Source organism: Pedobacter sp. UBA5917 (genome assembly GCF_002432345.1).
GTDB lineage: Bacteria > Bacteroidota > Bacteroidia > Sphingobacteriales > Sphingobacteriaceae > Pedobacter.
On record NZ_DJDT01000317.1, the window covers coordinates 1 to 21,862 of the forward strand.

18 protein-coding genes are annotated in these 21,862 nt (G+C 40.6%); 9 read left to right on the forward strand and 9 right to left on the reverse strand.

What is annotated here, in order from left to right:
* Positions 1–233 precede the first annotated feature (233 nt).
* Both B2V92_RS22145 and B2V92_RS22150 read left to right on the forward strand, forming a co-directional pair.
* Complete coding sequence (locus B2V92_RS22145; protein WP_293312219.1) at positions 234–2,087, forward strand: glycoside hydrolase family 2 protein; 1,854 nt, start codon at positions 234–236, stop codon at positions 2,085–2,087.
* Positions 2,088–2,278: 191 nt separating this feature from the next.
* The gene (locus tag B2V92_RS22150; RefSeq protein WP_293312221.1) at positions 2,279–3,799 is read left to right on the forward strand and encodes a glycoside hydrolase family 43 protein; all 1,521 of its coding nucleotides are present in this window, start codon (positions 2,279–2,281) and stop codon (positions 3,797–3,799) included.
* A gap of 87 nt (positions 3,800–3,886) precedes the next feature.
* Here B2V92_RS22150 and B2V92_RS22155 read toward each other — a convergent pair whose 3' ends face one another.
* The 4 genes from B2V92_RS22155 to B2V92_RS22170 form a co-directional block, all read right to left on the reverse strand.
* Positions 3,887–4,336 carry a GNAT family N-acetyltransferase gene (locus tag B2V92_RS22155; protein ID WP_293312223.1) on the reverse strand — a complete coding sequence of 150 codons (450 nt, stop codon included), beginning with the start codon at positions 4,334–4,336 and terminating at the stop codon, positions 3,887–3,889.
* Positions 4,333–5,343 carry a hypothetical protein gene (locus tag B2V92_RS22160; protein WP_293312224.1) on the reverse strand — a complete coding sequence of 337 codons (1,011 nt, stop codon included), beginning with the start codon at positions 5,341–5,343 and terminating at the stop codon, positions 4,333–4,335. Before B2V92_RS22160 ends, B2V92_RS22155 begins: the two co-directional genes overlap by 4 nt.
* 4 nt (positions 5,344–5,347) lie before the next feature.
* Entirely contained in the window at positions 5,348–5,941 is a 594-nt protein-coding gene (locus B2V92_RS22165; RefSeq protein ID WP_293312226.1) for a hypothetical protein, read from the reverse strand.
* A 347-nt stretch (positions 5,942–6,288) separates the two neighbouring features.
* Positions 6,289–7,113, reverse strand: a complete 825-nt coding sequence (locus tag B2V92_RS22170; protein WP_293312228.1) for an MOSC domain-containing protein — start codon at positions 7,111–7,113, stop codon at positions 6,289–6,291.
* A 92-nt stretch (positions 7,114–7,205) separates the two neighbouring features.
* On the opposite strand from B2V92_RS22170, the gene B2V92_RS22175 reads away from it, so the two are divergent.
* Positions 7,206–7,514: a hypothetical protein gene (locus B2V92_RS22175; protein WP_293312230.1), complete on the forward strand. Its 309-nt coding sequence runs from the start codon at positions 7,206–7,208 to the stop codon at positions 7,512–7,514.
* A 21-nt stretch (positions 7,515–7,535) separates the two neighbouring features.
* The gene (locus B2V92_RS22180; protein ID WP_293312232.1) at positions 7,536–8,171 is read left to right on the forward strand and encodes a hypothetical protein; all 636 of its coding nucleotides are present in this window, start codon (positions 7,536–7,538) and stop codon (positions 8,169–8,171) included.
* A 24-nt stretch (positions 8,172–8,195) separates the two neighbouring features.
* On the opposite strand, the gene B2V92_RS22185 is transcribed toward B2V92_RS22180, so the two are convergent.
* On the reverse strand, positions 8,196–10,556 hold the full coding sequence (locus B2V92_RS22185; RefSeq protein ID WP_293312234.1) for a mechanosensitive ion channel family protein: 2,361 nt from the start codon (positions 10,554–10,556) through the stop codon (positions 8,196–8,198).
* Positions 10,557–10,810: 254 nt separating this feature from the next.
* On the opposite strand from B2V92_RS22185, the gene B2V92_RS22190 reads away from it, so the two are divergent.
* The 5 genes from B2V92_RS22190 to B2V92_RS22210 all read left to right on the forward strand — a co-directional run bounded on the left by B2V92_RS22190 (position 10,811) and on the right by B2V92_RS22210 (position 15,484).
* Positions 10,811–11,389 carry a hypothetical protein gene (locus B2V92_RS22190; protein ID WP_293312236.1) on the forward strand — a complete coding sequence of 193 codons (579 nt, stop codon included), beginning with the start codon at positions 10,811–10,813 and terminating at the stop codon, positions 11,387–11,389.
* Positions 11,390–11,468: 79 nt separating this feature from the next.
* Positions 11,469–11,861: a hypothetical protein gene (locus B2V92_RS22195; RefSeq protein ID WP_293312237.1), complete on the forward strand. Its 393-nt coding sequence runs from the start codon at positions 11,469–11,471 to the stop codon at positions 11,859–11,861.
* A gap of 313 nt (positions 11,862–12,174) precedes the next feature.
* A complete protein-coding gene (locus B2V92_RS22200) occupies positions 12,175–13,272 on the forward strand; it encodes a Fic family protein (protein ID WP_293312239.1) in 1,098 nt (365 codons plus the stop codon).
* A 28-nt stretch (positions 13,273–13,300) separates the two neighbouring features.
* Positions 13,301–14,083, forward strand: coding sequence for a hypothetical protein (locus B2V92_RS22205; protein ID WP_293312241.1), 783 nt, complete (start codon positions 13,301–13,303; stop codon positions 14,081–14,083).
* Positions 14,084–14,104: 21 nt separating this feature from the next.
* The gene (locus B2V92_RS22210) at positions 14,105–15,484 is read left to right on the forward strand and encodes a hypothetical protein (protein WP_293312243.1); all 1,380 of its coding nucleotides are present in this window, start codon (positions 14,105–14,107) and stop codon (positions 15,482–15,484) included.
* 87 nt (positions 15,485–15,571) lie between these two features.
* Here the strand turns inward: B2V92_RS22210 and B2V92_RS22215 are convergent, their stop codons facing one another.
* The 4 genes from B2V92_RS22215 to B2V92_RS22230 form a co-directional block, all read right to left on the reverse strand.
* The gene (locus tag B2V92_RS22215; RefSeq protein WP_293312245.1) at positions 15,572–18,628 is read right to left on the reverse strand and encodes an efflux RND transporter permease subunit; all 3,057 of its coding nucleotides are present in this window, start codon (positions 18,626–18,628) and stop codon (positions 15,572–15,574) included.
* Positions 18,625–19,707 (reverse strand): efflux RND transporter periplasmic adaptor subunit, encoded by a 1,083-nt coding sequence (locus B2V92_RS22220; RefSeq protein ID WP_293312247.1) that lies wholly within the window; start codon positions 19,705–19,707, stop codon positions 18,625–18,627. The genes B2V92_RS22215 and B2V92_RS22220 overlap by 4 nt, the downstream gene beginning before the upstream one ends.
* A gap of 6 nt (positions 19,708–19,713) precedes the next feature.
* Positions 19,714–21,093, reverse strand: coding sequence for a TolC family protein (locus B2V92_RS22225; RefSeq protein ID WP_293312249.1), 1,380 nt, complete (start codon positions 21,091–21,093; stop codon positions 19,714–19,716).
* A 127-nt stretch (positions 21,094–21,220) separates the two neighbouring features.
* Positions 21,221–21,832, reverse strand: a complete 612-nt coding sequence (locus B2V92_RS22230; RefSeq protein WP_293312251.1) for a TetR/AcrR family transcriptional regulator — start codon at positions 21,830–21,832, stop codon at positions 21,221–21,223.
* Positions 21,833–21,862 lie beyond the last annotated feature (30 nt).

A 21,862-nucleotide genomic window follows, 5' to 3' on the forward strand; every position in this document is an offset into this window, starting at 1 on the left:
TTTGGAAACGAGCGCAAGCTTAAAATGAAGTTAACCTGATCAAAAAACTCAATAACAAATAAACAAAATTATCAGTAAGGGCGGAATCAGTTGTCAGTCTGAGCGGAGTCGAAGACCTCTCAATAGCTGAAAACAAATGATTATCCTTCGACAGGCTCAGAATGACATTCATTTTGCGCTCAACTAGTTAAATTACATTGCTAAACCCAACCTAACACACAAATTTTAAACCAATGAATAAAAAAGTATCTATTTTCTTATCGCTGCTGGGGCTCTCACTTTCCCTATCCGCACAGCAGCAGAACAACTCGTGGAGCATAGTAAAAGGGAAAATTTCCTCACCATGGGCTGAGCAGGTTAACCCTAAAAGCGTGCTGCCCGAGTACCCGCGTCCGCAGTTTGAACGTACCGGTAACTGGAAAAACCTGAACGGACTTTGGGATTACGCCATTTCCGAAAAATCGCAGCGTCCGGCCATTAACCAGGGTAAAATTTTAGTTCCTTTTGCTGTAGAATCGGCACTTTCCGGTGTGGGTAAAACAGTTGGTAAAGACAGTTTACTATGGTATAAAACTGTATTTACTGTTCCTTCAAATATGAGGGGCAAAGAGATTCTGCTCCATTTCGGTGCGGTTGACTGGAGATCTACCGTAAGCATTAACGGTAAAGAGGTAGGCAAACACGAAGGTGGTTTCGATCCTTTTAGCTTTAATATTACCCCGTTTTTAAATAAAGGCGGCAACCAGACTTTAACCGTAGAGGTTTGGGATCCGACAGACGAAGGTCCTCAGCCAAGAGGTAAACAGGTAAAAAAGCCCGAAGGTATCTGGTATACTCCGGTAACCGGTATATGGCAAACCGTATGGATTGAGGCCGTAAACAAAGCACATATCGACCACATCAAGGTTACGCCTGATATTGATCAGCAATCGTTGGCCGTTACACCATTTTTAACAGGGGCAGCTGCGGGCGATCAGGTTAAAGTTTCGGCCTGGGATGGTACTACAAAAGTTGCTGAGCAAACCGGCGACGGTAGTGGCAACATTACTTTAAAAATTGCCAATCCTAAACTTTGGAGTACGAAAAATCCATTTTTATACGATTTAAAAGTAGAATTGATATCAAAAGGCAAAAAAGCAGATGAGGTGAAAAGTTATTTCGCGATGCGCAAAACCTCTATCGGCAAAGATCAGAATGGTATACAGCGCATGTTGCTGAACAACGAATTTGTTTTCCAGTTTGGTCCGCTAGATCAGGGATGGTGGCCTGATGGTTTATACACCGCTCCAACCGATGCCGCTTTAAAGTTCGATATCGATAAAACAAAGGAAATGGGTTTCAACATGATCAGGAAACACATTAAGGTAGAACCTGCACGTTGGTATTACTATTGCGATAAGGCCGGAATGCTGGTTTGGCAGGATATGCCAAGTGGCGATTTGGGTAACGGCTGGGAAAACCGTCCGGGTATTTTAGACCATGGCTCGGATAAAAACAGAACTGCCGAATCAGAAGGTTATTATAAAAAAGAGTGGAATGCCATTATCGATGCACTTTACAATGTACCATCTATTGTAGTTTGGACACCGTTTAACGAAGCCTGGGGACAGTTTAAAACGGTAGAAATTGCCAAGTGGACAAAAGAAAAAGATCCATCGCGATTGGTAAATACAGCCAGTGGAGGTAATTTCCATCCGGTTGGCGATATCATCGACCTGCATAATTACCCACACCCGGCAATGCCAAGTCCTGATTATTTCGGGAAGGATTACGCGCTTGTATTGGGCGAGTTTGGTGGTTTAGGTCTTCCGATCGATGGCCATGTATGGCAACAGAAAAACAACTGGGGATACCAGAGCTTTAAAAATAAAGGTGATTTGTTCAATAAATATGCTGAATTTACCAAACGTTTAGAGCAATTGATCCCTCTAGGACTTTCGGCCGGGGTTTATACTCAAACTACCGATGTAGAAGTAGAAACGAACGGTTTAATGACCTACGACAGAAAAGATATTAAATTTTCGGAAGCACAGATGAAAGCCCTGCACGATAAACTGTATCAGATTAACGTGCCGGTAAATAAATAGTTCCGTCATTGCGAGAAGGCTTTTTCAGCCGACGAAGCAATCTTAATGCTTTCGCTAGCAGCGATCGTTGTAGGATTGCTTCGTGCCTCGCAATGACGACATTTTGCTGAAATCTATCGAGGTAGATTTCTCCATTTCGTTTCACTCCATTCGATAGCTATCGGATCGAAATGACGGTAAATCAATAATCCATGATAAAGAAAATCAATCTCCCTTATTATATCGCATTAGCTGTAATCTTTAAATTACTCCTAACAGCAAATCTTTTATCCGCGCAAACGCCCATAGAACCGGTAATTGCAGGAGATTTTGCCGATCCTACCATCATCCGGGCAAATAACCAGTATTATGCTGTGGGTACCTCTTCGGAATGGGCACCGCATTTTCCTGTTTATACTTCGAAAGATCTGCTGAACTGGAAACAATCGGGATATATTTTTGATAAGGCTCCTGAATGGACATCGGGTTCATTTTGGGCGCCTGAATACGATTATCACGACAATACTTATTTCCTTTATTATACCGCAAGACGGAAAAAAGACAACGTTTCTTATATCGGGGTAGCTACATCCAAATATCCCAACAGGGGTTTTGTTGATCAGGGCATCATCATCGATTATGGAAAGGAAGCAATCGACGCCTTTGTTTATGCTGATGGCGATACGCGTTATATCACGTTTAAAGCTTATGGATTGGACAAACGACCGATTGAAATTTTAGCTTATAAATTATCTAAAAACGGGCTTAAAGTAGAAGGAGAACCTTTTTCGTTGCTCAAAGACGATGAACGCATAGGCATGGAAGGGCAGAGCATCTTAAAAAATGGTGGATATTATTATCTTTTCTATTCTGCCGGAAACTGTTGTGGTGCACAGTGCAGTTATAATGTAAGGGTGGCCAGATCGAAATCGTTTAAGGGGCCTTATGAAAAATATGAAAACAACCCGCTTTTAATGGAAAACGAATACTGGAAATGTTCAGGACACGGTACTTTTGTAAAAGCAGCAAATGGAAAAATAAACTACCTATACCATGCTTATAATAAAAAGTCGAATGTTTTTTCAGGTAGGCAGGGCATGCTTGCACAGTTAAACTGGTCGGAAAAAGGTGGGTGGCCGTTACTTAAAGAACTATCCGGTCCGGCAGTTAATCAGGATCTTAAATTAGTGTTTGCTAAGCCAGCAGTTGATAAAAGATGGCAATGGGATTTTAGAAATTCGACACCAAAAATTTTGCAACAGAACGGCCAGCTTCATTTATCAGGAAGTATCAATAAAGACAACCTTGCCGGGATAGCATTAACTATGAGGCCGGTATCGGGAGCTTTTGAAGCCACTACAACAGTAACCAATACCAATACCGCGTTAAAAGGTCTGGTATATTATGGCGATGCAGGCGCAGCAATAGGTATTGGCATATCTGGAAATGAAATAGAATTCTGGAAAGTAGAAAATAAAGTAAGAACGGTGCTTTCGAAAGCAAAAACTTCAATAACAGTTCCGGTTGGGCTTAAAATGAAAATTGCCGATGATTTAAGCCTGCTTGTATTTTTCAGAGAAGGCAATAAAGAATGGCAAAATGTACCTGTCCAGGAAAAAATAACCGTTAATTTTTTACCACAATGGGATAGAAGTCCACGTATTGGCCTTCATTTTAAAGGAAGTGTTAGTCAGGATGCCGATTTCTCTTCATTTAGCCTAACGTATAATTAAATCTTGCCGTCAGATGGAAACGTCTGACGGTTAATTCGATCCCTAGTAAATGCTGGATTGGCGGCTGATGGTAACATTCAATATCAGTTACAAAGTAGTTTTCAGCTCCATCGATAGTATCGGGTAAGGTTTGCCTGCATCATCCAGTTCGCTGCGGCTAACAGTTACAAAACCCAACTTTTCGTAAAAACCTACTGCCTGATCATTCTGTTCGTTTACGTCAACTGTATTAATGCCATGTTCTTTCTTGACAAAATCGATAAGCTTTTTGCCCAGTCCTTTTCCCCTTGCATCAGCATGGATAAACAACATTTGTATCGCTTCGCCACTGATTCCGATAAAACCTGATATTTTCCCGTCTTCCTTGGCGCTATAAAGCTGTACCTGATCAAAATATTGGTCTAAAATCAACTCCCGATAAGTAACAATATCACTTTCGGAAAGAAAATGATGTGTTGCCCTTACCGAGCTTTCCCATATTGTAATCAGTTCCTGATAATCTTTTTTCGCTGCCTGTTCAATTAATATTTCTTTCACGGTTTTTTCATTTTTTTCAATACAAACTCGGTTTCAGCAATGAAATCTTCTATTGGATTAGTCTTCCCAAAATCGGCCAGGGTGAGTTCGGATGTGCCTGTTTTTTTATTGAATTTTAAACGTACATCAGTGCCGTTGTAAAGCCCGTTATAAGTTTTTCGTACAATGCTGAAGCCTGCAAAATTATCAAAAGCATAACTTTTAAACAATATACCCAGGCGGTAAACTTTTATTTTTTTGGTGTTCAGGTCAAAAACTACCCTTTTACTAACGGTAAGCACAAAAATGGCAATTGGTAATAATACGATAGCCGATAATTGTTTGTCGCTATCGGTTGGTTGTATCCTGGTGAATAGGTTGTACCAGAAATAGCAGGCAAATAACCCGAAAAAGATCAGTGCCGGTACAAATTTTGATATACCCCTGCGTTTTAATTTATACCCCTGATCATTCGAGATGTAATAGTTTAACACACCTAAATCAATCAGACTTGGCCCTGCTGCAAGTGGCAGCTCCTGAATTGAATTGATCATATTATTTACCGAAGAGAGCACAACGGCATCGAAATGTTGTTTGTCTTTATCCTGTTCGCCGGTAAAAGAAGGAGAGATGCGATAGCCCTTACCATAACGGTCGTTGGTGCTTTTTAGGTAATAAACCAGTCCGAAGCGTATATGTGGATCGATTGAGGCTACCTCGTTAAACCGCATCAACTGTTTTTTGCCAAAAATGGTTTTAAGGCTGATGTTTTGCGCTGTTGAATCAAAAATTACCTGGCGCCTGCCATAAGTGAAAAAAAGCATGCAGGCCAAAAGAAAAGGTATTAAAAGCAGATAACCCGCAAAATACTTCGCTTCAATTTCTGCAAAATTTCCTTTAACCATTATTATAATTGTCACCAATGGCAATAATAGAAACAGTGCAATTACAGCTATACCAATTGGAACCAGAAACACAAGTGGTTTGATCACAATGGATCGATCGTTGATCTGATAATACTTTGCCATAGTGTTATGCCCGTTGTTGTTTCGCCTTTTTTCGATTAACTATACCAATAATATACATCAGGATAAAGAATGGGATAAGCAATAACCAGGGGTTATCTGTTAGTCTGCCCAATAAGGTTATTTTTGCCTCATCCCAATCGTGTATGCCTTTTTCTACCAGCAGTTCATTTTTAACGGTAAGTTTAAAAATGGTAACCTCACGTTTGTCGCCCATAATAAAACGCGATATGGCTTTGCCCACGCCAGCCTCACGTGCAGAGGCCAACTGCGATTTAAGCACTTTAACCTCTACCGTATCACCTTCTTTAATTTTGTTGGCCAGTGCTTTTTCATCTTCGGTATTGCCCTGCCACGGTAAGCGAAGGCTAATGTCTTCCTTTTCTGGTTTGATAAAGAGATAGGACATCAGCACGCGGTCGTTCTGTTTCTTTTCCATTACCCAAAGTTCCTTTGCTACAAATCTTGCCGTGGTAAAATCTGCTTCTGTACGGGCATTGGCCTCATTTGTGGTTTGATCGAAAGTGTTGAATATCCAGAAGGTTACACCGGATAAAACAATAAATACCGCAAAAACTGCGATGATGATTTTTTTTGTCATGGAGCAATTAATCAGTTAAATACGTTAAACTATTTTGCTCCCTTGTTTGGTGAGGAGCGTCGTAAATAAACGTTTAAAGCATGGAAAAGTTTGTAACTATTAAGTTGCTGTTGAGGGATATATGGTGTTAGGTTTAGGGTGTAAGGTTTAAGGCGTAGGGTTTAGGGGGCGATAAATCAAAATGATACAGAACTAAGGTGCTCTCAAGTGGCTTAGGTGGTTCAAAATAATGAGTAGAATACTATAACGTTATAACTATGGTGTTTTTTTCTGACTATTAAGAAGTTAAGGGAAATTAAGGTTTTTAACCCGAGATTAATTCCATCATCCATCATACCTCATCCATTTTACATTTCTTCCACCTTCCATTCCACAACTTTTAACTCATCGCCCAGTTTGATTATTCCCGAATGTTGGTGCAAAAGGTTCTGCCCGAATAAGATTTTTTTACCTGCGGTGCGGTAACCAGCCAGTGTTCTTAACGGTTCCTGCCCTTTTTCTCCAGTTTGCTGGTCGATGGTGATCAATACACACCTTGCACAGGGCTTTACTGCCGAAAATAAAGTTTCGCCAATGTAAAAGGTCTTAAAGCTATCTTCGATATGGGGTGTTCCACCGGTAAAAACAAAGTTTGGTCTGAAACGGTCCATCTTAACCGCGTTCTGAAGTTTTTCGTTAAGTCCATCAAGGGCCGATTGACCGATCAATAAACATGGATAACCATCGGCAAAACTGACCACTTCATCGTTCGATGCATACCTCGGATCGACCATTCTTTTTTCGGTAACGGGCATTTTTACCAACCTCACTTTAAATTTCAGAAAATCCGAAAACCAGTTGCTTACGGTTGCGCTAACTTCAACGCCTATAGCAGTATCATTCCAGATCACAACCGGAAAACTTTTTCCATTGTCCTCATCCAACAGAAATGATACCTGCTGATCTGCCTGTGTTTTATGCGATATCACCAGCCTGCCATCAACAATGTTTACGGCAAGCATAGCCAGTTCGAAATACTTGCGCTGTGTGATAAATGTTCCTTCTTCATCAACAAGCATCCATCGCCTGTCGTATTGCAGGCCCCTTTCCTCAAGCCTGGCCTGATCAAGACTTATGCCGCCCAGCGATTTAATAGGATAGATATACAGCCCTGAAATGAAAAATTTATTCACGGCTTAAAGATAAAAAACACATTTTGGATTTATCTGTTAATGGAATTGAATTAACTTAGTATTTATCTAAATCCACGCTTGATCAATAATAAATGAACGCTAGAAAAACTTTAACCAGGCAGATAATCGAACGGTTAGCTTTATTGGTAATACCTTTGTTCGGGGTATATCTGTTAATGGAATTCACCTATAACCCACATGCACTTTGCGTAGGCAACGAACACAGGCACACCATGGGGCCCGTAGGTTATATCATCTTAGGTGCGGCGATTATTATTATCTGGGTTTTGGCCATAATTTTCGAACAGATCTGGCGGTATTTTAAGAAAGACCGTAAAATTTCTTTCCTAATGGTGTTTTTATTCCTCCTCGTCATCATTTCGGTTATCTGTTTTATTTAAACCAATCTAAATTACTAAGTAATGAAAAAATACCTTAGCCTAATCAGTTTATCTCTGTTAGTTGTCTTTGTGGCCTGTACCAGGCAAAACCCTAAATATATCGGTAAAGATTATGGCGTGTTTGATATCGATCAGGTGAGCTTTAACGAAAACCTTGATACACTCTTCTCCAGGTCGCCATTTTTTGTAATTACCAAGAAAAATTCGCACTTCGATACCCTCCAAAAGAAAGAAATCTGGACAGATACACTGTTATACACTTATAGGATACCGAAAGCGAAGGTTGCCGGTTTATATCGCTTTAAAAACATAACAGTTAAAGATAATGTGGTTTCTTTTACTGCCGATAAAAATAAGAAATTCAGAAAGGTTGATTTCTCGATCTATATTTCGACCGCCGAATATGATAAATTAATTTCCCTATGCAAGGATTTTAAAGATGTAACTACTGAACAGGTTCGGAAATTTAACAACAATAAATATATCATATTACAAAAAGAAGAGGGGCAGAAACAGACTACGCTTTACTGCCTCAACAATAAAACGGATATTTACAATAAAGATGAAGGCGATTATTTTATCCGCATCAATGTAAACGATCTCCGTATTAAAAACGACCGGTTTTATGAACTTGAAAATAATGATATCAAACACTAAAATCTAAGTGCAGGCCAACCTATGTTATAAGATCTCGATTCCTTTATGTTCGAATACTTCAAAAATCTGCGCATTGATCATGCTCCGCGTTAAATCTGCTTTAGAAATATCCTTGCACCAGAAATAAATATTGATCTTACTGTTCAGTTTACTCACCGGACTGATCATAATTACAGGTTCTTTGCTAATAAATACATTGTTGTTTTCTGCAATAACCTCCCTTATCATATTTACCACTTCTGTTGTATTAAAAGGTTTGGCGATAGATAAGGAAATATTTACCCTCATCTGGTTATTGCTCAGTGTCCAGTTGATGATGTTATTCGATAAAATTGCACCATTTGGGATAATAATTTCTGCACCTTCATCACTCAGCAGGGTACTGGCACGTACACCGATCTCTTTTACCCTTCCTTTTTTGTCGCTCAGTTCAACAATGTCGCCAATACGGATCGTTTTATCAAAAATGAGAATGATACCCGAAACAAAATTGCTTACGATATTCTGCAATCCCAATCCAATACCCACACCTAAAGCACCAAGAATAACGGTAATTTTATCTATCGGTAATCCCGATGCCGCAACTGCGATCAAAAAACCACCAATCAACAGTACCAAACGGGTAACCAATAATTTAGAACGTTCGCCTTTATTATCGTCGAAACTATCATCTCCTGTATCGCCAAAGAAATAAGCAATATATTTCTGTAAGAAATTGGCAATCCAGATGATCCCCAGGAATAATACCACACCACCAAAAGTGAAAGTAAAACTGCCGATGATCCTTTTTTCGGTCAGGATTTCCATAACCGATTCGTAAAGTCCGTTAAAAATATTCAGGTTGGTGGTAAATATTACAAACCAGATAATGGTGGCACCAATGCCGGTAAGTCTTTTTAATCCTGCAATTACCGGTTGCCAGTCGAAATATTCAGGGAAACCTTTTCTGATCCTGCTGCTTTTCATCTGCAATAAGAAAGCTTCTACGAGTACTTTGGCCAAAATGGTAAGCGATATCGCATTTAATAATGAACTTACCCCGGTTGAATAAAAAATCTGCGTAAGCGTAAAACGACCAAATAAATTGCAGAAAGTAGCAATAATGGCAAATATAGTATAGATAAAGCCGGTAGTAACGATCATTTTGTACCGTCTGGCTTTCTCATCCAGCATTTTCCACACCATAATGCCATAAGCTACAGAGCTTACCGTTAAGAAAAGTAAAAGCCAGCGCTGGTATCTTGGTGGCATGCCCAATAAACGTAGAAAAACGGGCGCCAAAAGCAGGATTACAAAAATGCACCAATAATAAAATAACCTTTTACCGAGTTTTTTACGGAAAAATACAGTGAGTAGTATCGCTAATATCACTTGCACTGCCTCAATGTAAAGCGCAGGTGCCCGCAGATCAAAAATAGGGGCAAGTGTAAAAAGGGTAATAAAAGTAATAAGGTAGGGCTGCGGACTGATGAGCGAAAAACCATCGAGGGTTTCTAGGCGCTCGCGCCGTTTTACACTCCTGAAATTGAAAAACACCCACAGAAAAAATATGGCGCAGGTAAAAAGTAACAATAAACGGCTGCTTCTGGTGTATACAAAATAGTAACCTGATATTTCCTGTTCGCCTTTAATAAACCGCCTGAAACCTACACTTTTGTTGGCCGGTTTATTTACCGATTCCCACAGGTAGCGGCGCTCTTTGCCAAAAGCTTTAATGCTAACTGCATCGAGCTGGTTATCGGTAAGGTACATCAGTTCTTTAATGTTGATCAGATTGGCCGATGTTCTCGCCTGAAAATTATTGATGGTTAAAGTGGTGCCTTTAAGCAGGCTATCCATCACCAAACGTTTTTTCCCTAATTCGGCAAACTGTTCTTTAAACATGCTGCGTACAGCAGGGGAGGTAAATAACTTAATCAGTACCGTATCTTTTCGCAGGTTCAGGATTTCGGTTTTTAATGCACGCAGTTCTTTCTCATACTCATCAAGATCGGCCAAACAATCTTTATTGTTGCTGCGCAGTTCTTCCAGTAAAGTTTGGTCCATTTGTAGGTTTTGCAGGTTCATTGCCCTGTCGTTTTGCGTTAACCTGCTTTTGAGCAATGCCAGCGCAGCTTCATCCTGTGTTAAATGCGCTGCAATAGGTTTAAGTTTCTTGAACGAGGCCACCGTAACCGGCACTTTGTTTACTGTTTCGAAAACTTTCTCCAAATGGGCAAGATAATCGCCCTTGGTTAATGTGGCAGAGTCGGCCAGTATCGATACATCTTGCCCCTTATCTGCCTGGTTATTTTTTTGCGCAAAGGCATTGCCCGTAAAAAACACGACAAATAAAACCAACATTAAAGATATAGGAATTACGGGGAAAGGTTTTCTGATAATCATTGGTGCTGAATAGTATGATATGTGCCTTAATGGAAGAGCTTGCCAAAAATAACGATTAGAATTGATTTTTATGATTACAGTCAATAGCCATTATCATGCCTAAAAGATGCTGGTTTTTTTAAAATGAATGGACTGAATTAGAAAATATAACAGGCTTAAAAGAAAATTAGATAATTTAATCAACATTTAACCGCATTTACTGTTTAAAACAGAAGTGTAACCCAATGTGTTGGATTACAAAATAAACCAAACCTATGAATAAATTAACCATCTATTATACCGCGGTATTTTTATTCTTCATCCTCCCCGCTACTTCTTTTGCACAAAGTACACGGCGATTGGTGAAAGATTTTGATCACGACCTTAAAAAGGATACCGTTTATATCAACAGCGATACCAAAACCTTATTCTGCCGGCTCTCCAGTCAGAAGTTTAAGAAAATAGAAAGCCTGAAAATATGGAAGCTCAACTTTGGCAATACCCTTGTAGCAACAAAGGCTGGTTTCGAATTCTGGAATGATTATGGCCGTTCTGGCTTTATCAGCACATTTGCCTACAATAAAACAGAAAAAAAGATGCAACTGGTAAAGATGCAGCGTACAGATTACGAAGTAAGCGGTACTTATTCGGGCGAAAACGGAGGTACCTCGAGTGTTGATCTGTTAACCAATAAATATACCGCACAATTTAATGTGGTGCACCATAATAAGGTTGTTAAAATACCTGTAATCCATACTTTAATGGTTTTTCCCAAAACTTATCTGCAAACCTTTAGCGATGATATTAATTTCGATTACGAGAAAAAATGCGTGGCATTATACAATCAATATTAGGCAAAGAATAAATAATACGAACATCCGGTCAGTAAGGAGCCTTATCTTAAAAAGAATGGTTTTATAAAATAACCGCCTTATGAAAAAACAGTTTACCCTTGCCATATTGTATAGTACTTTGATCAGTCTTGCTGTTTCAACAGCTTTGGTGGCATTGATAATCGGTAAAAGCCGTGATCATGTGCAGCATGCCTGCGATATGTCGGGCATCGCTTTCGGTATTGCCTGGTTTTTTATTCTTACAATGGCTATAGGCTCCTGCGGTATTTATTTAAATGGTTTTCAGAAAGTAAGGGAAAACGGATATTATGCTGCATTATCATTTTTCCTTTTACCGGTACTAATATCAGTATTGTTTGTTACGCTGATGGATGATTTCAATACCGAATGGCCCATTTACTCGGCTATTATCTTGCCATACCTATTCATTTGGATTTTCCATTTTCTGAGGTTCAGGAGGAAATTTTATTAAAAAGTCTCCTGTAAACTATCTTTATATGATAGGTTTGTCGTGTAAAGAAAATTTAAATAATTAAACATGATAGCCTTCTCGTGTAAAGAATCTTTGCATGATGTGTTTGTCGTGTAAAGAAAATATAAAAAACTTTACATGATAGCTTCCTCATATAAAAAATCTTTTCATGATGTATTTATCATGTAAAGAAAATTTAAAAAGTTGAACATGATAGCTTTCTCATATAAACAAACTTTATATGATTAATTTGTCATGTAAAGAAAATTCGATTATCTTTATATGAAAGGCCTCTCATGTAAAAATATTGGTGATGAAAAAAAGAGCTGCAAAAAAAAATAGTATACCTTTTAATGATTTACCATTATTGCCTCCTGATCCTACCAAAATAGAGACGATAGGCATATTAAGGCAGGTTGTACAATCTTCAATTGCTTTGGCCGAGTTAAAAGGATTAGCCAATACCTTGCCCAACCCATCTATACTCTTAAATGCCGTAATACTTAAAGAAGCACAAACGAGTTCGGAGATTGAAAATGTAATTACCACGCATGATAAGCTTTATCAGGCACTATCTACAACTGGTACACAGGTAGATCAGGATACGAAAGAAGTGCTGCGGTATAGGGAAGCAATGCTCGATGGATTTAATATGATCCAAAAGAAAGGCTTTTTAAATACAAACGGAATTGTTGCTATACAGGAAATATTGGAAGAAAACAATGCCGGATTGAGAAGATTACCGGGAACATCGTTAAAAAATGCGGTTACCGGAGAAGTGATTTATACGCCACCTGATGATTATCAAACCATTATTTCGTTAATGGGAAACCTCGAGGCCTATATAAATGAAACAGATATCCTTTCTCCCCTGATTAAATTGGCGGTACAACATTATCAATTTGAAAGTATACATCCATTTTATGATGGTAACGGCAGAACAGGTAGAATTTTAAATGTACTTTATCTATGCCTGCATGGGCTTTTGGATCGCCCGATATTGTATTTAAGTGATTACATCATTAAACATAAAGCAGATTACTATCGGTTACTTGGTGAAGTAAAAACACACGATCGCTGGGAAGAATGGATTTTGTTTGTGCTGAAAGGCGTTGAAGTAACAGCCAAAGCAACTGCTGGCCAGATTAGGGCAATTAATCAACTGTTTACAGAATTGCAGGATAAAATAAAAGATCGCGCCCCTAAACTTTATAATAAAGATTTGCTTGAACTGCTGTTCGAACAACCCTACTGTAAAATTGAGTTTCTGGTAGAGCGATTAAAGATATCGAGGGTAACCGCATCAAAATACCTGCATGGGCTTGAGCATATAGGGATGTTACAATCAAAAAAAATCTGGAAGGAAACATTATACATCAATACCGAGTTATTTGAACTTTTGAAAAAATAAACGGGAAATGCTTTAACTTAAATACCATATGAAAAAACAGACTAAAATTATTTTGGGTGCCATATCTTTTGGCTTTTTACTGATTTTTTTATTGGGTTATGAACTACATTGGTTTGGAGGTAAAACAGATGCCCAGTTGGCCGATACTATTGGAACAGATAGTTTACAACAGGCAGCTACAGTGGGGCAGCCGATCACAACTCCGGTTAATTCGATCGAACCGGAAAAAAAGTTCGAAATGACCGATTTTCCAGTCAGTGGAAATGAAATCGAGGATTTTGTACCCGAAACCTATAAAATAGCCATCGAAACAAAAGGTTTACTGGATGCCGACAATCTGGAAGATGCAGTTCTGGTTTTACAGCATAAAACAGATAGCACAGCAAAGCGGCCAACCTTAATTTTATTGAAAGCACCAACCGGCGGTTACCGTTTGTACGCAACTTCGTGGGAAGCTATTGGCGCGGCTTATATCAACGGCGATTTTCCCCAGTATGATAGCGAAGATATCAGCATCGATCAGAACCGGACCCTGGTGATGTCAACTTATTCTGTTGGGCCGGTTGGCAACCGCGACACCAAATACCGTTTTGTAAACAATGAACTTGAGCTTGTTTATATGGAAACCTATAATCAGGGTGCTGGCGGACAAACCAGGGTTGAATATGATATTTTAAACCATAAAATAACTGTTGAGGAGGTAAATACCATGAAAGAAGATATGCCCACAACGGTAACTCACGACAAACTCCCCTTAAATAAACGCTACCTTTTTAAAGAGATTGATCCGGTTACGGTTTTTTCTGAATAACACCTATTTGATATTAAACACATGAAGATAACGCTTTTGATCACCTTTTTACTTTGCTTTTGCTTTGGTGTATATGCCCAAAGCGGGGTAAGTTTTAAATCAACTGATGCGGCACTGCAAACTGCATTTGCAAGGGCTAAAGAAATGGCAATCAGCTATAAGGGTAAACCAGCCGATCCGGTAGGCCCATGGTACGAATCGGCATTGCCACCACGATCTGCATTCTGTATGCGCGATGTGGCCCATCAGAGTATTGGTGGCGAGATACTTGGTTTGAGTAGCGAAAATAAAAACATGTTCAGGCATTTTGTAAACAATATCTCCGAATCTAAAGACTGGTGCTCTTACTGGGAAATTAGCCATTTAGGAAAACCGGCAGTGGAAGATTACCGCAACGATAAAGAGTTCTGGTATAACCTGGATGCAAATTTTGATATACTGAATGCCAGTTGGCAGTTATATTTATGGACAGGTGATCAGGAATACATTAAGGATGCAGCTTTTGAACTCTTTCACGAAAAATCGGTTACCGATTATATCGATCGTTGGGTATTGCAGGCAGATTCGTTATTGAAAAGACCAACACATCCGAATGCGCCGGTACCTTTTAACGATAAAGATTCTTTTCACCGGTGCCGAGGTTTGCCTTCCTACTCAGAAGGTGTGCCCAATATTAAAATGGGGGTTGATCTTGTTGGTGCAATATACCGAGGTTTGATGAGTTATGCGGCCATACTGGAAGTAAAAGGACAGTACGCAAAGGCAAAACAGTTTAAAGAAAAGGCTGCGGGATATCAGAAAAGTATCGATGCTTTGTGGTGGAACGATAGTGTTTCGAGGTATAATACTTTTTATTCAAACGACCATAAGTTTGGTATGGACGAAGGGGGAACTTTTTTACTTTGGTTCAATGCCTTAAAAGAAGGCGAACGAAAAGAAAAAACCATACAGCATTTACTTTCAAAAAACTGGAATGTAGAAAACCTGTCGTACTTTCCATTGATAATGTACCAGAATGGGCAGGCAGATAAGGGCTGCGGTTATCTGCTCCATTTAACCGATCCATTAACTGCCAGAAGAGAATATCCTGAAGTTTCTTTTGGCGTAATTAAAGGCTTTACCGAAGGGTTGATGGGGATTGAAGCCGATGCCAGGCTTGATCAGATTACAACTTTATACCGTGGAAAAACAACAACAACCTGCGAACTAAAGGATTTACCGGTATTGATGACCTCGCTTACGGTAAAACATGAAGGAAATACAGCCACAACATTAACCAATAACGGGCAGAAGAAAATCCTTTGGCAAGCTAAATTTTTAGATGATAAAGGAAAAATTATAAGTAAAAAAGCGGTTTGGATAAAACCCGGGAGTTCAGTCAGAGCGAAACGTTTTTCTTAAAGCTAGTAAAATGCCATTGCGCTGAAACAGATAGCCCCCTCCAACCTTAAAGGTTAGAGGGGGCTATTGTTATTTTTAGCTTAGTATTTAATTCTGCTCCACTGGCTCAATTGCCGGTGGGATCAACTCGTATATTATCGGCGTAACAATACGGGATAATAGGGTAGAACTGATCAATCCACCTATAAGTACTATCGCAAGTGGTGAGATCAGCGGGTTGGTTGATATTGCAACCGGTATCAATCCGCCAATGGCTGTTAATGAAGTAAGCACAATTGGTAAAAAGCGCACTTCGCCGGCTTCGCGTATTGCTTCCTGTAATCCCTTGCCCTGCCGTCTTAACTGATTGGTAAAATCAACCAGTAGAATGGTGTTTTTGACTTCGATACCCGCCAGCGCTATTAAACCAATAATTGCCACAAATGAAAGCGAGTTGCCTGTAATCCACAGTGCCACTGCAGCACCAACTATGCCCAAAGGAATAACCGAGAGAATGATGAGCATACTTTTGAAGGTTTTAAAAAGTAATACCAGTATCGCTATAAACATAAATATGGTTACCACAATAATGCTCAGGAAACCACCGAAAGAGTTGTTCCGCGATTCTATTTCACCGCCCATTTCGTAGCTGTAACCCACCGGTAGTTTCATTTTGTCCATTTTTTGCTGTACATCTTCAAGTACCCTGCTTACCAAAAAGTTTTTTTGCACATCGGCCTGTACAGAAACCACCCGCTTTTTTTCCTGGTGATTGATGATCGCAGGCGATGCCTCGAGTTTAAGCGTGGCTATTTGGTTTAACGGAAGCGCATTTCCCTGTGCGTTGTTTACGTACAGGTTTGTAAATGCATCGAGGTTTGGCCGGCCTTCTTTCATGCGTGTAAGCAATACGCCATAACCGTATTTATTATCGTTATTGTAGTAAGTACCCATATCCAGGCCGGTTACGGCCAGGCGGGCAATCTGATCAACAGCCAGTGATGATACACCCAGCTGTTGGGCCTTATCTTTATTAACTGCCACCCTGATGTCGCTTTTTAACAGGCTCACCGGATTGTTTATATACATGGTACCAGGTGTTTCATGGAGCATCTTTTCTACTTTTAAGGATAAGGCCCTCAATGTATCGAGGTTTTCTCCAAACAGCCGCACCTCTGCAGGTGCAACCACCGGTGGGCCCTGCTCGAAGTTTTTAACTTCAACTTTTGCACCCGGATAATGCGCCCAAAGCCGCTGCAATTTCTGGATGAGCTCCAGTTTGGCGTCCGGTCGGGTATCATTGTTGAGTTGTATAAATAACTGTGCAAAATCGCTGCGGTTGTTTTCGGCAATTACATTATAATAAATACGTGGGTTACCATGGCCAACATTGGTTGCATAATATTTGATCAGCGGTTCTTTTTTGAGCTGTTTTTCAATTGCCCTTGCCACCGAATCGGTATATGGCAGGTTTGATTGGTTAGGCGTTGTAATGTTGATCAGGAACTGCGGTTTTTCCGATGATGGGAATAGGCTGAATCCGATAATTCCGAACAATTTCAGCGATGCCACAAATATAACCAAAGCCACACCAATGGTAATAAAGGGCCTTTTCAGTGCTTTATCCAACAAACGGGCATAACTGCCGTGGATCAGTTTTTTAAGTCCACGCATTAAAAAATTACCTTCAGGATTGCCGGTATGGTTTTTAAGCAAGCGGCTCGATAAAAATGGAATAATGGTAAGGGATACGGCCATCGAAGCCAGCACACAGAATATTACCGCCAGTGGCAGACAACGGATAAAATCGCCCGAACCTTCCGGTAAAAACACCAGGGGCATAAAGGCAATAATCAATACCACCGTACAGCCAACTACGGCCATACCGATCTGTTTGGTGGCTTTCAGCGTGGCCTCCAGCCGCGAATGTCCCTCCAACATCCATCTTTCTATATTTTCAACCACTACAATACTGTCGTCTACCAGTAACCCTAGTGCTACCACCAGCCCTACGATACTGAGCTGATTGAGGTTAAAACCGAATAACTGCAACAGTACTATTCCTATGGCAAGTGATAACGGGATAGAAATCATTACGATAACAGCTGGGCGGAAGCCTAAAGGCAATAATGTAATGGCTACCAGTAATATGGCAATAATAAAATCATGACTTAATCCGGTAAGCCTGCGGTTAACATTGTCTGCCTGATCGAAATTCTGTACCAGATCGATATTCTGTGGCAATATCTTCTTAAAATCGCTTAATACCTTGATGTATTCGCCCTGGGTTTTGTTGATATTTTCACCTTCTTTCTGTGCTGCTACCACAAAAACGGAACGGTGACCGTTTAAACGGGCAATATGTTTCTCTTCGCCATAACCGTAATAAACCTTTGCAATATCTTTAAGCGCAGTATTTTTGCCACCGGTACTATAAACAATAGTGTTGTTAACCGCATCCAGCGTACGGTAATCGTTGGTTTTGATATTGAAGGTAAGTTTCGATGCATCAACACTTCCACCCGGAATACTGGCCATCTCGCTGTGCAGGCTGTTAATCACAGCACCCACTGGTAAATGCATCTGCGACATTTTTTCGAGGTTGAGCTCAATGCGCACCTGCTGACCGGGCAAACCAAAAATAGAAACCTGTTTAAGTGCCGATACTTTTTCCAGCTCATCCTGCAGTTTTTCTGCATAATATTGCATTTTACTGCGTGGGGCATTTTCGGATACCAAAGCAGCCTGCAATACATTCACATCAGATGGCTGTTGTTTCTGGATATCTATCCCTGCTACCTCGGCAGGCAGTTCGGCCCGTTTATTATTTACTTCCCTTACGATTTCCTGGTATTTAGAATCGATATTCGAGCTATATTTATACTCAACCCTGATCACCGCTACTCCATTGGAAATACTGGTACGTACCCTTTTTATATCATCGAGTCCGGATATTACTTTTTCCAACGGCGTTACCACCCTGTCTTCAATATCCCTCGGGCTGGTACCCGGATAATTAACAATCACCAGGTAGGCAGGTGCATGCATCTCCGGATCCTCCGAGCGGGGCATATTCAGTATGGTGGTAATACCGAGCACAATGATCATCAAAAAGATGACGAGGGTAAACTGGCTATTTTTTACAGCGTATTCTGATATTTTCATTTGGCTGCTGTTTTAGAAGATTGAACAATAATGCGGCTGTTGTCTGTCAAATATGGTGAGCCCGAAATGATGAGCGATTGTGCACCCGCCAGACCATCGCTGATGGTTACCGTATTTTTATTGATGCCCGCCACAGTTACTTTACGCTTATGGGCAATTTTATTATCGTCGGTAATAAAAACATAACCATTTGAACCGTCGCCATCCAGTAACGCCTCGTAAGGGATCTGCCAGTTTTGACGGCTGTTTTTAGTGTTATCATGTTTGAGGTTGATTACCGCTTTGCCGAACATACCGGCTGCAATGGCACGGGGTTTATCGCCCAAAAGGGTAATATCGGCACTGAAAGTGCCCGTAGCTGGATCAACACCTTCCGAACGGCGTGATATTTTACCCTGTAAAATTTGTCCGGGAAGTGCAGTAGTTTCAATCTGCGCCTGATCATGCAATTGCAGCATGGCCCACTCGCTATCGCTTATGTTTACGCGTAACACCCATTCGGCACTACCGGCACCGTTTGTCTGCAGTACAGGGCTACCTGCTGAGACCTGTTGACCAACATTGCCCAGTTTTTTGAGGATATATCCATCTTTTGGGGCCCTGATCTGCGAGTATTGCTGATTAAAAGCGGCAATGTTAAGTTGCTGGTGCGCCTGCTGCATATTGGTTTTGCTGTTCTGAAGCTGTTCAAGGGTTGCCACGCTATCTTTGTATAGGTTCTGGATGCGTTGAAAGTCGCGCTCGGCTTTTTCGCTGCCCAGTTTTGCCTGTAACAATTGCGCATTGATATCGGTCGGGTTGAGTGTGGCCAGCAACTGACCTTTTTTAACGGCATCGCCTTCTTTAACATTCAATGTGCTAATGATACCACCGGTTTTAAACGACAGCATTACTTCATCATCAGTGGTAAACTGGCCGGATGCGGTAACAGCGCTATTACCTGCCTGTTGTTGCAAAGCCATTAATTGCACCGGTATGGCATCATTGTCCATTTTTGCGGTAACCGCTTTGGGCTGAGGTCCGCAGGCCTGTAAAAAAGGCAGCGATAATAATAGGCTGAAGTATTTTAAATTTTTCATAATCATTTATTTTGAGTTAGGGTTGTTGATGGGATAAGTGGCCTGGCTACGTTCCAGCTCTGCAATGGCAATCTCAAGTCCTGCCTGTGTATCGGCGTTCTGCAGGTATGCGCCCGTGAGCTGATTCTGTGCATCAACCAATTCCAGGTATAATAGTTGTCCGGCGCGGTAAGCTTTTAGCTGATCATTGTAATATTTGCCAGCGAACGAGAGTTGTGCAACGGCACTTTGGTAAGCAGCTTTTGCCGATCGGTAGTTGTTATAAGCCTGATCGAGCTGAAGGTTCATTTGCTGTGTGGTTTCATCCAGTTTGGCTGCAGCGGCCTGTACTTTGGCCTGCGATTGGGCGGCGCGGTATTTCCGCTGTCCACCGGTAAATATGTCCCACTGAAGATTTACGCCCCATAAGTAATAACGGGTTTTATCATCTACCTTAAAATCAAAACCTTGCGAACCGAGATCAACAAAAGTATTTACCTTAGGGATGAAGCCCGATTTCTGCAACTTGTAATCGAGGGTATAGGCCTGCTGCATGGTACGCAGCTGATTTAGTTCTTCCCGGTGTAGTACCCCCACAGTTGTATCTGCACTAACGCCCTGAACCGTAAATGCATTCTGTTCTACAATAATGGAATCGCGTAGTGGCCGGTTTAATAGGAAATTGAAATAGGAGCGGGCATTATCTACCGTTTGCTGTGCCTGGATAATCGATGCATCTGTTTTCTGCTGCTCGGTTTGCGCACGGAGCAATGCTGTTCTGTTGCGTGTGCCGTTACGGAGCAGGCTTTCGTTCTCACGGATGTTTTCTTTAACAAATACAAGGGCACTTTTGTAAGCCGCTAAACCCTGTAATGCCTGGAAATACCTGTAATAGGCTGTTTTAATATCCTTTACCAATGTTCTCTTATAAACATTTATGGCCGCCTGCTGGTTCCCGATAAGCTGTTGCTTAATCAATTTATTGTACCTGATCTCGGCGTTGATCAGTGGTAAACTGGTGCGTATTTTAGCATCATAAAAATTATCCGGATTGAGCAAAAAGGATTGGTTCTCCAGTTGTGGGTAACGATTGGAGTTGGTTAACTCGTTCAGGGCCTTATAAACAGGATTGATCAGGTCGCCTACAGGTACATCGATGGTTCGGCCACCTGATGATTTGGTGTAACTGCCCAGCAAACTTACAGTGGGCAGATACATGGCCTGTGCTTCTTTTAAAGCATACAGTGCCCTGTCGAGATCGATCTGTTGTGCTTTTAAACCCTGGTTACGCTCGAATGCTTCTGCAATATAGCCATCAAGCCGGCTGGTTTGCGCCTTAGCGCTGCTACTCCAGATACCCAGAATGATAAAGGGTAACAAAAGTAATCTGATAAATGGTGTGTACATAATGAACGGTGTTTAGTGGTTGGGTAAAAAAAGGTTTATCTAGTAGAAAGAAGATTTTTATAATTGTTGATCATATTTTAAATTAAGTTTAATAAATAAACAGTGTTCAGTTGTTGGGTAAAAAAAACTATTTTGTTATCGAATTAATGTAACTCTCCATAGTAGCTAACAATGTAGCCGGTACTTCTTCTTCTTTGGCGCCGGTAACTTTTAAACGGCAGCGGAGATTAAGCGAAACCAATCCATGGGCTGTTGCCCAAACCTGTAGAACAGCAAAATTTAGATCTGTAACAATCAGCGATCCATCGTCGATACAGTCTGATAAACATTTGTTTAAAAAGTTAAGGCAGTTTTCTCCGTTGGCTTTATGTACTTCCTCATCAACATTTGTTGGCGCCCTGATAATAAACATCAGATCGTACAGTTCCGGATTGGCAAGTCCGAACGATACGTAGGTTCTGCCAAGCTGTTGCAAACGTACAACTGGTATCGGACTAGTCACGTTATCGATAAAGGCCCGCTGAAGCTTTGCAAAAGCATCACTTTGCATGTCGTACAAAAGTTCGTCTTTATCCTTATAATATAAATAAATTGTACCCGGACTGTATTCGATTTGATCGGCAATATTCCGGATAGAGGTTTTTGGTACTCCATCTTCCAGGAAAAGTTTGAGCGCAGCCGATTTAATCAGCTCTTTCATCTCCATTTTTTCGCGCTCTTTTCTTTCCGGAACTCCCATATCATTTAATTTAATGCAGCAAATATACTG

Coding starts and splice junctions, on each gene's coding strand:
- B2V92_RS22145 (WP_293312219.1), top strand. CDS start 234: ATGAATAAAAAAGTATCTATTTTCTTATCGCTGCTGGGGCTCTCACTT.
- B2V92_RS22150 (WP_293312221.1), top strand. CDS start 2,279: ATGATAAAGAAAATCAATCTCCCTTATTATATCGCATTAGCTGTAATC.
- B2V92_RS22160 (WP_293312224.1), bottom strand. CDS start 5,343: ATGGCAAAGTATTATCAGATCAACGATCGATCCATTGTGATCAAACCA.
- B2V92_RS22165 (WP_293312226.1), bottom strand. CDS start 5,941: ATGACAAAAAAAATCATCATCGCAGTTTTTGCGGTATTTATTGTTTTA.
- B2V92_RS22175 (WP_293312230.1), top strand. CDS start 7,206: ATGAACGCTAGAAAAACTTTAACCAGGCAGATAATCGAACGGTTAGCT.
- B2V92_RS22180 (WP_293312232.1), top strand. CDS start 7,536: ATGAAAAAATACCTTAGCCTAATCAGTTTATCTCTGTTAGTTGTCTTT.
- B2V92_RS22185 (WP_293312234.1), bottom strand. CDS start 10,556: ATGATTATCAGAAAACCTTTCCCCGTAATTCCTATATCTTTAATGTTG.
- B2V92_RS22190 (WP_293312236.1), top strand. CDS start 10,811: ATGAATAAATTAACCATCTATTATACCGCGGTATTTTTATTCTTCATC.
- B2V92_RS22195 (WP_293312237.1), top strand. CDS start 11,469: ATGAAAAAACAGTTTACCCTTGCCATATTGTATAGTACTTTGATCAGT.
- B2V92_RS22200 (WP_293312239.1), top strand. CDS start 12,175: ATGAAAAAAAGAGCTGCAAAAAAAAATAGTATACCTTTTAATGATTTA.
- B2V92_RS22205 (WP_293312241.1), top strand. CDS start 13,301: ATGAAAAAACAGACTAAAATTATTTTGGGTGCCATATCTTTTGGCTTT.
- B2V92_RS22210 (WP_293312243.1), top strand. CDS start 14,105: ATGAAGATAACGCTTTTGATCACCTTTTTACTTTGCTTTTGCTTTGGT.
- B2V92_RS22215 (WP_293312245.1), bottom strand. CDS start 18,628: ATGAAAATATCAGAATACGCTGTAAAAAATAGCCAGTTTACCCTCGTC.
- B2V92_RS22220 (WP_293312247.1), bottom strand. CDS start 19,707: ATGAAAAATTTAAAATACTTCAGCCTATTATTATCGCTGCCTTTTTTA.
- B2V92_RS22225 (WP_293312249.1), bottom strand. CDS start 21,093: ATGTACACACCATTTATCAGATTACTTTTGTTACCCTTTATCATTCTG.
- B2V92_RS22230 (WP_293312251.1), bottom strand. CDS start 21,832: ATGGGAGTTCCGGAAAGAAAAGAGCGCGAAAAAATGGAGATGAAAGAG.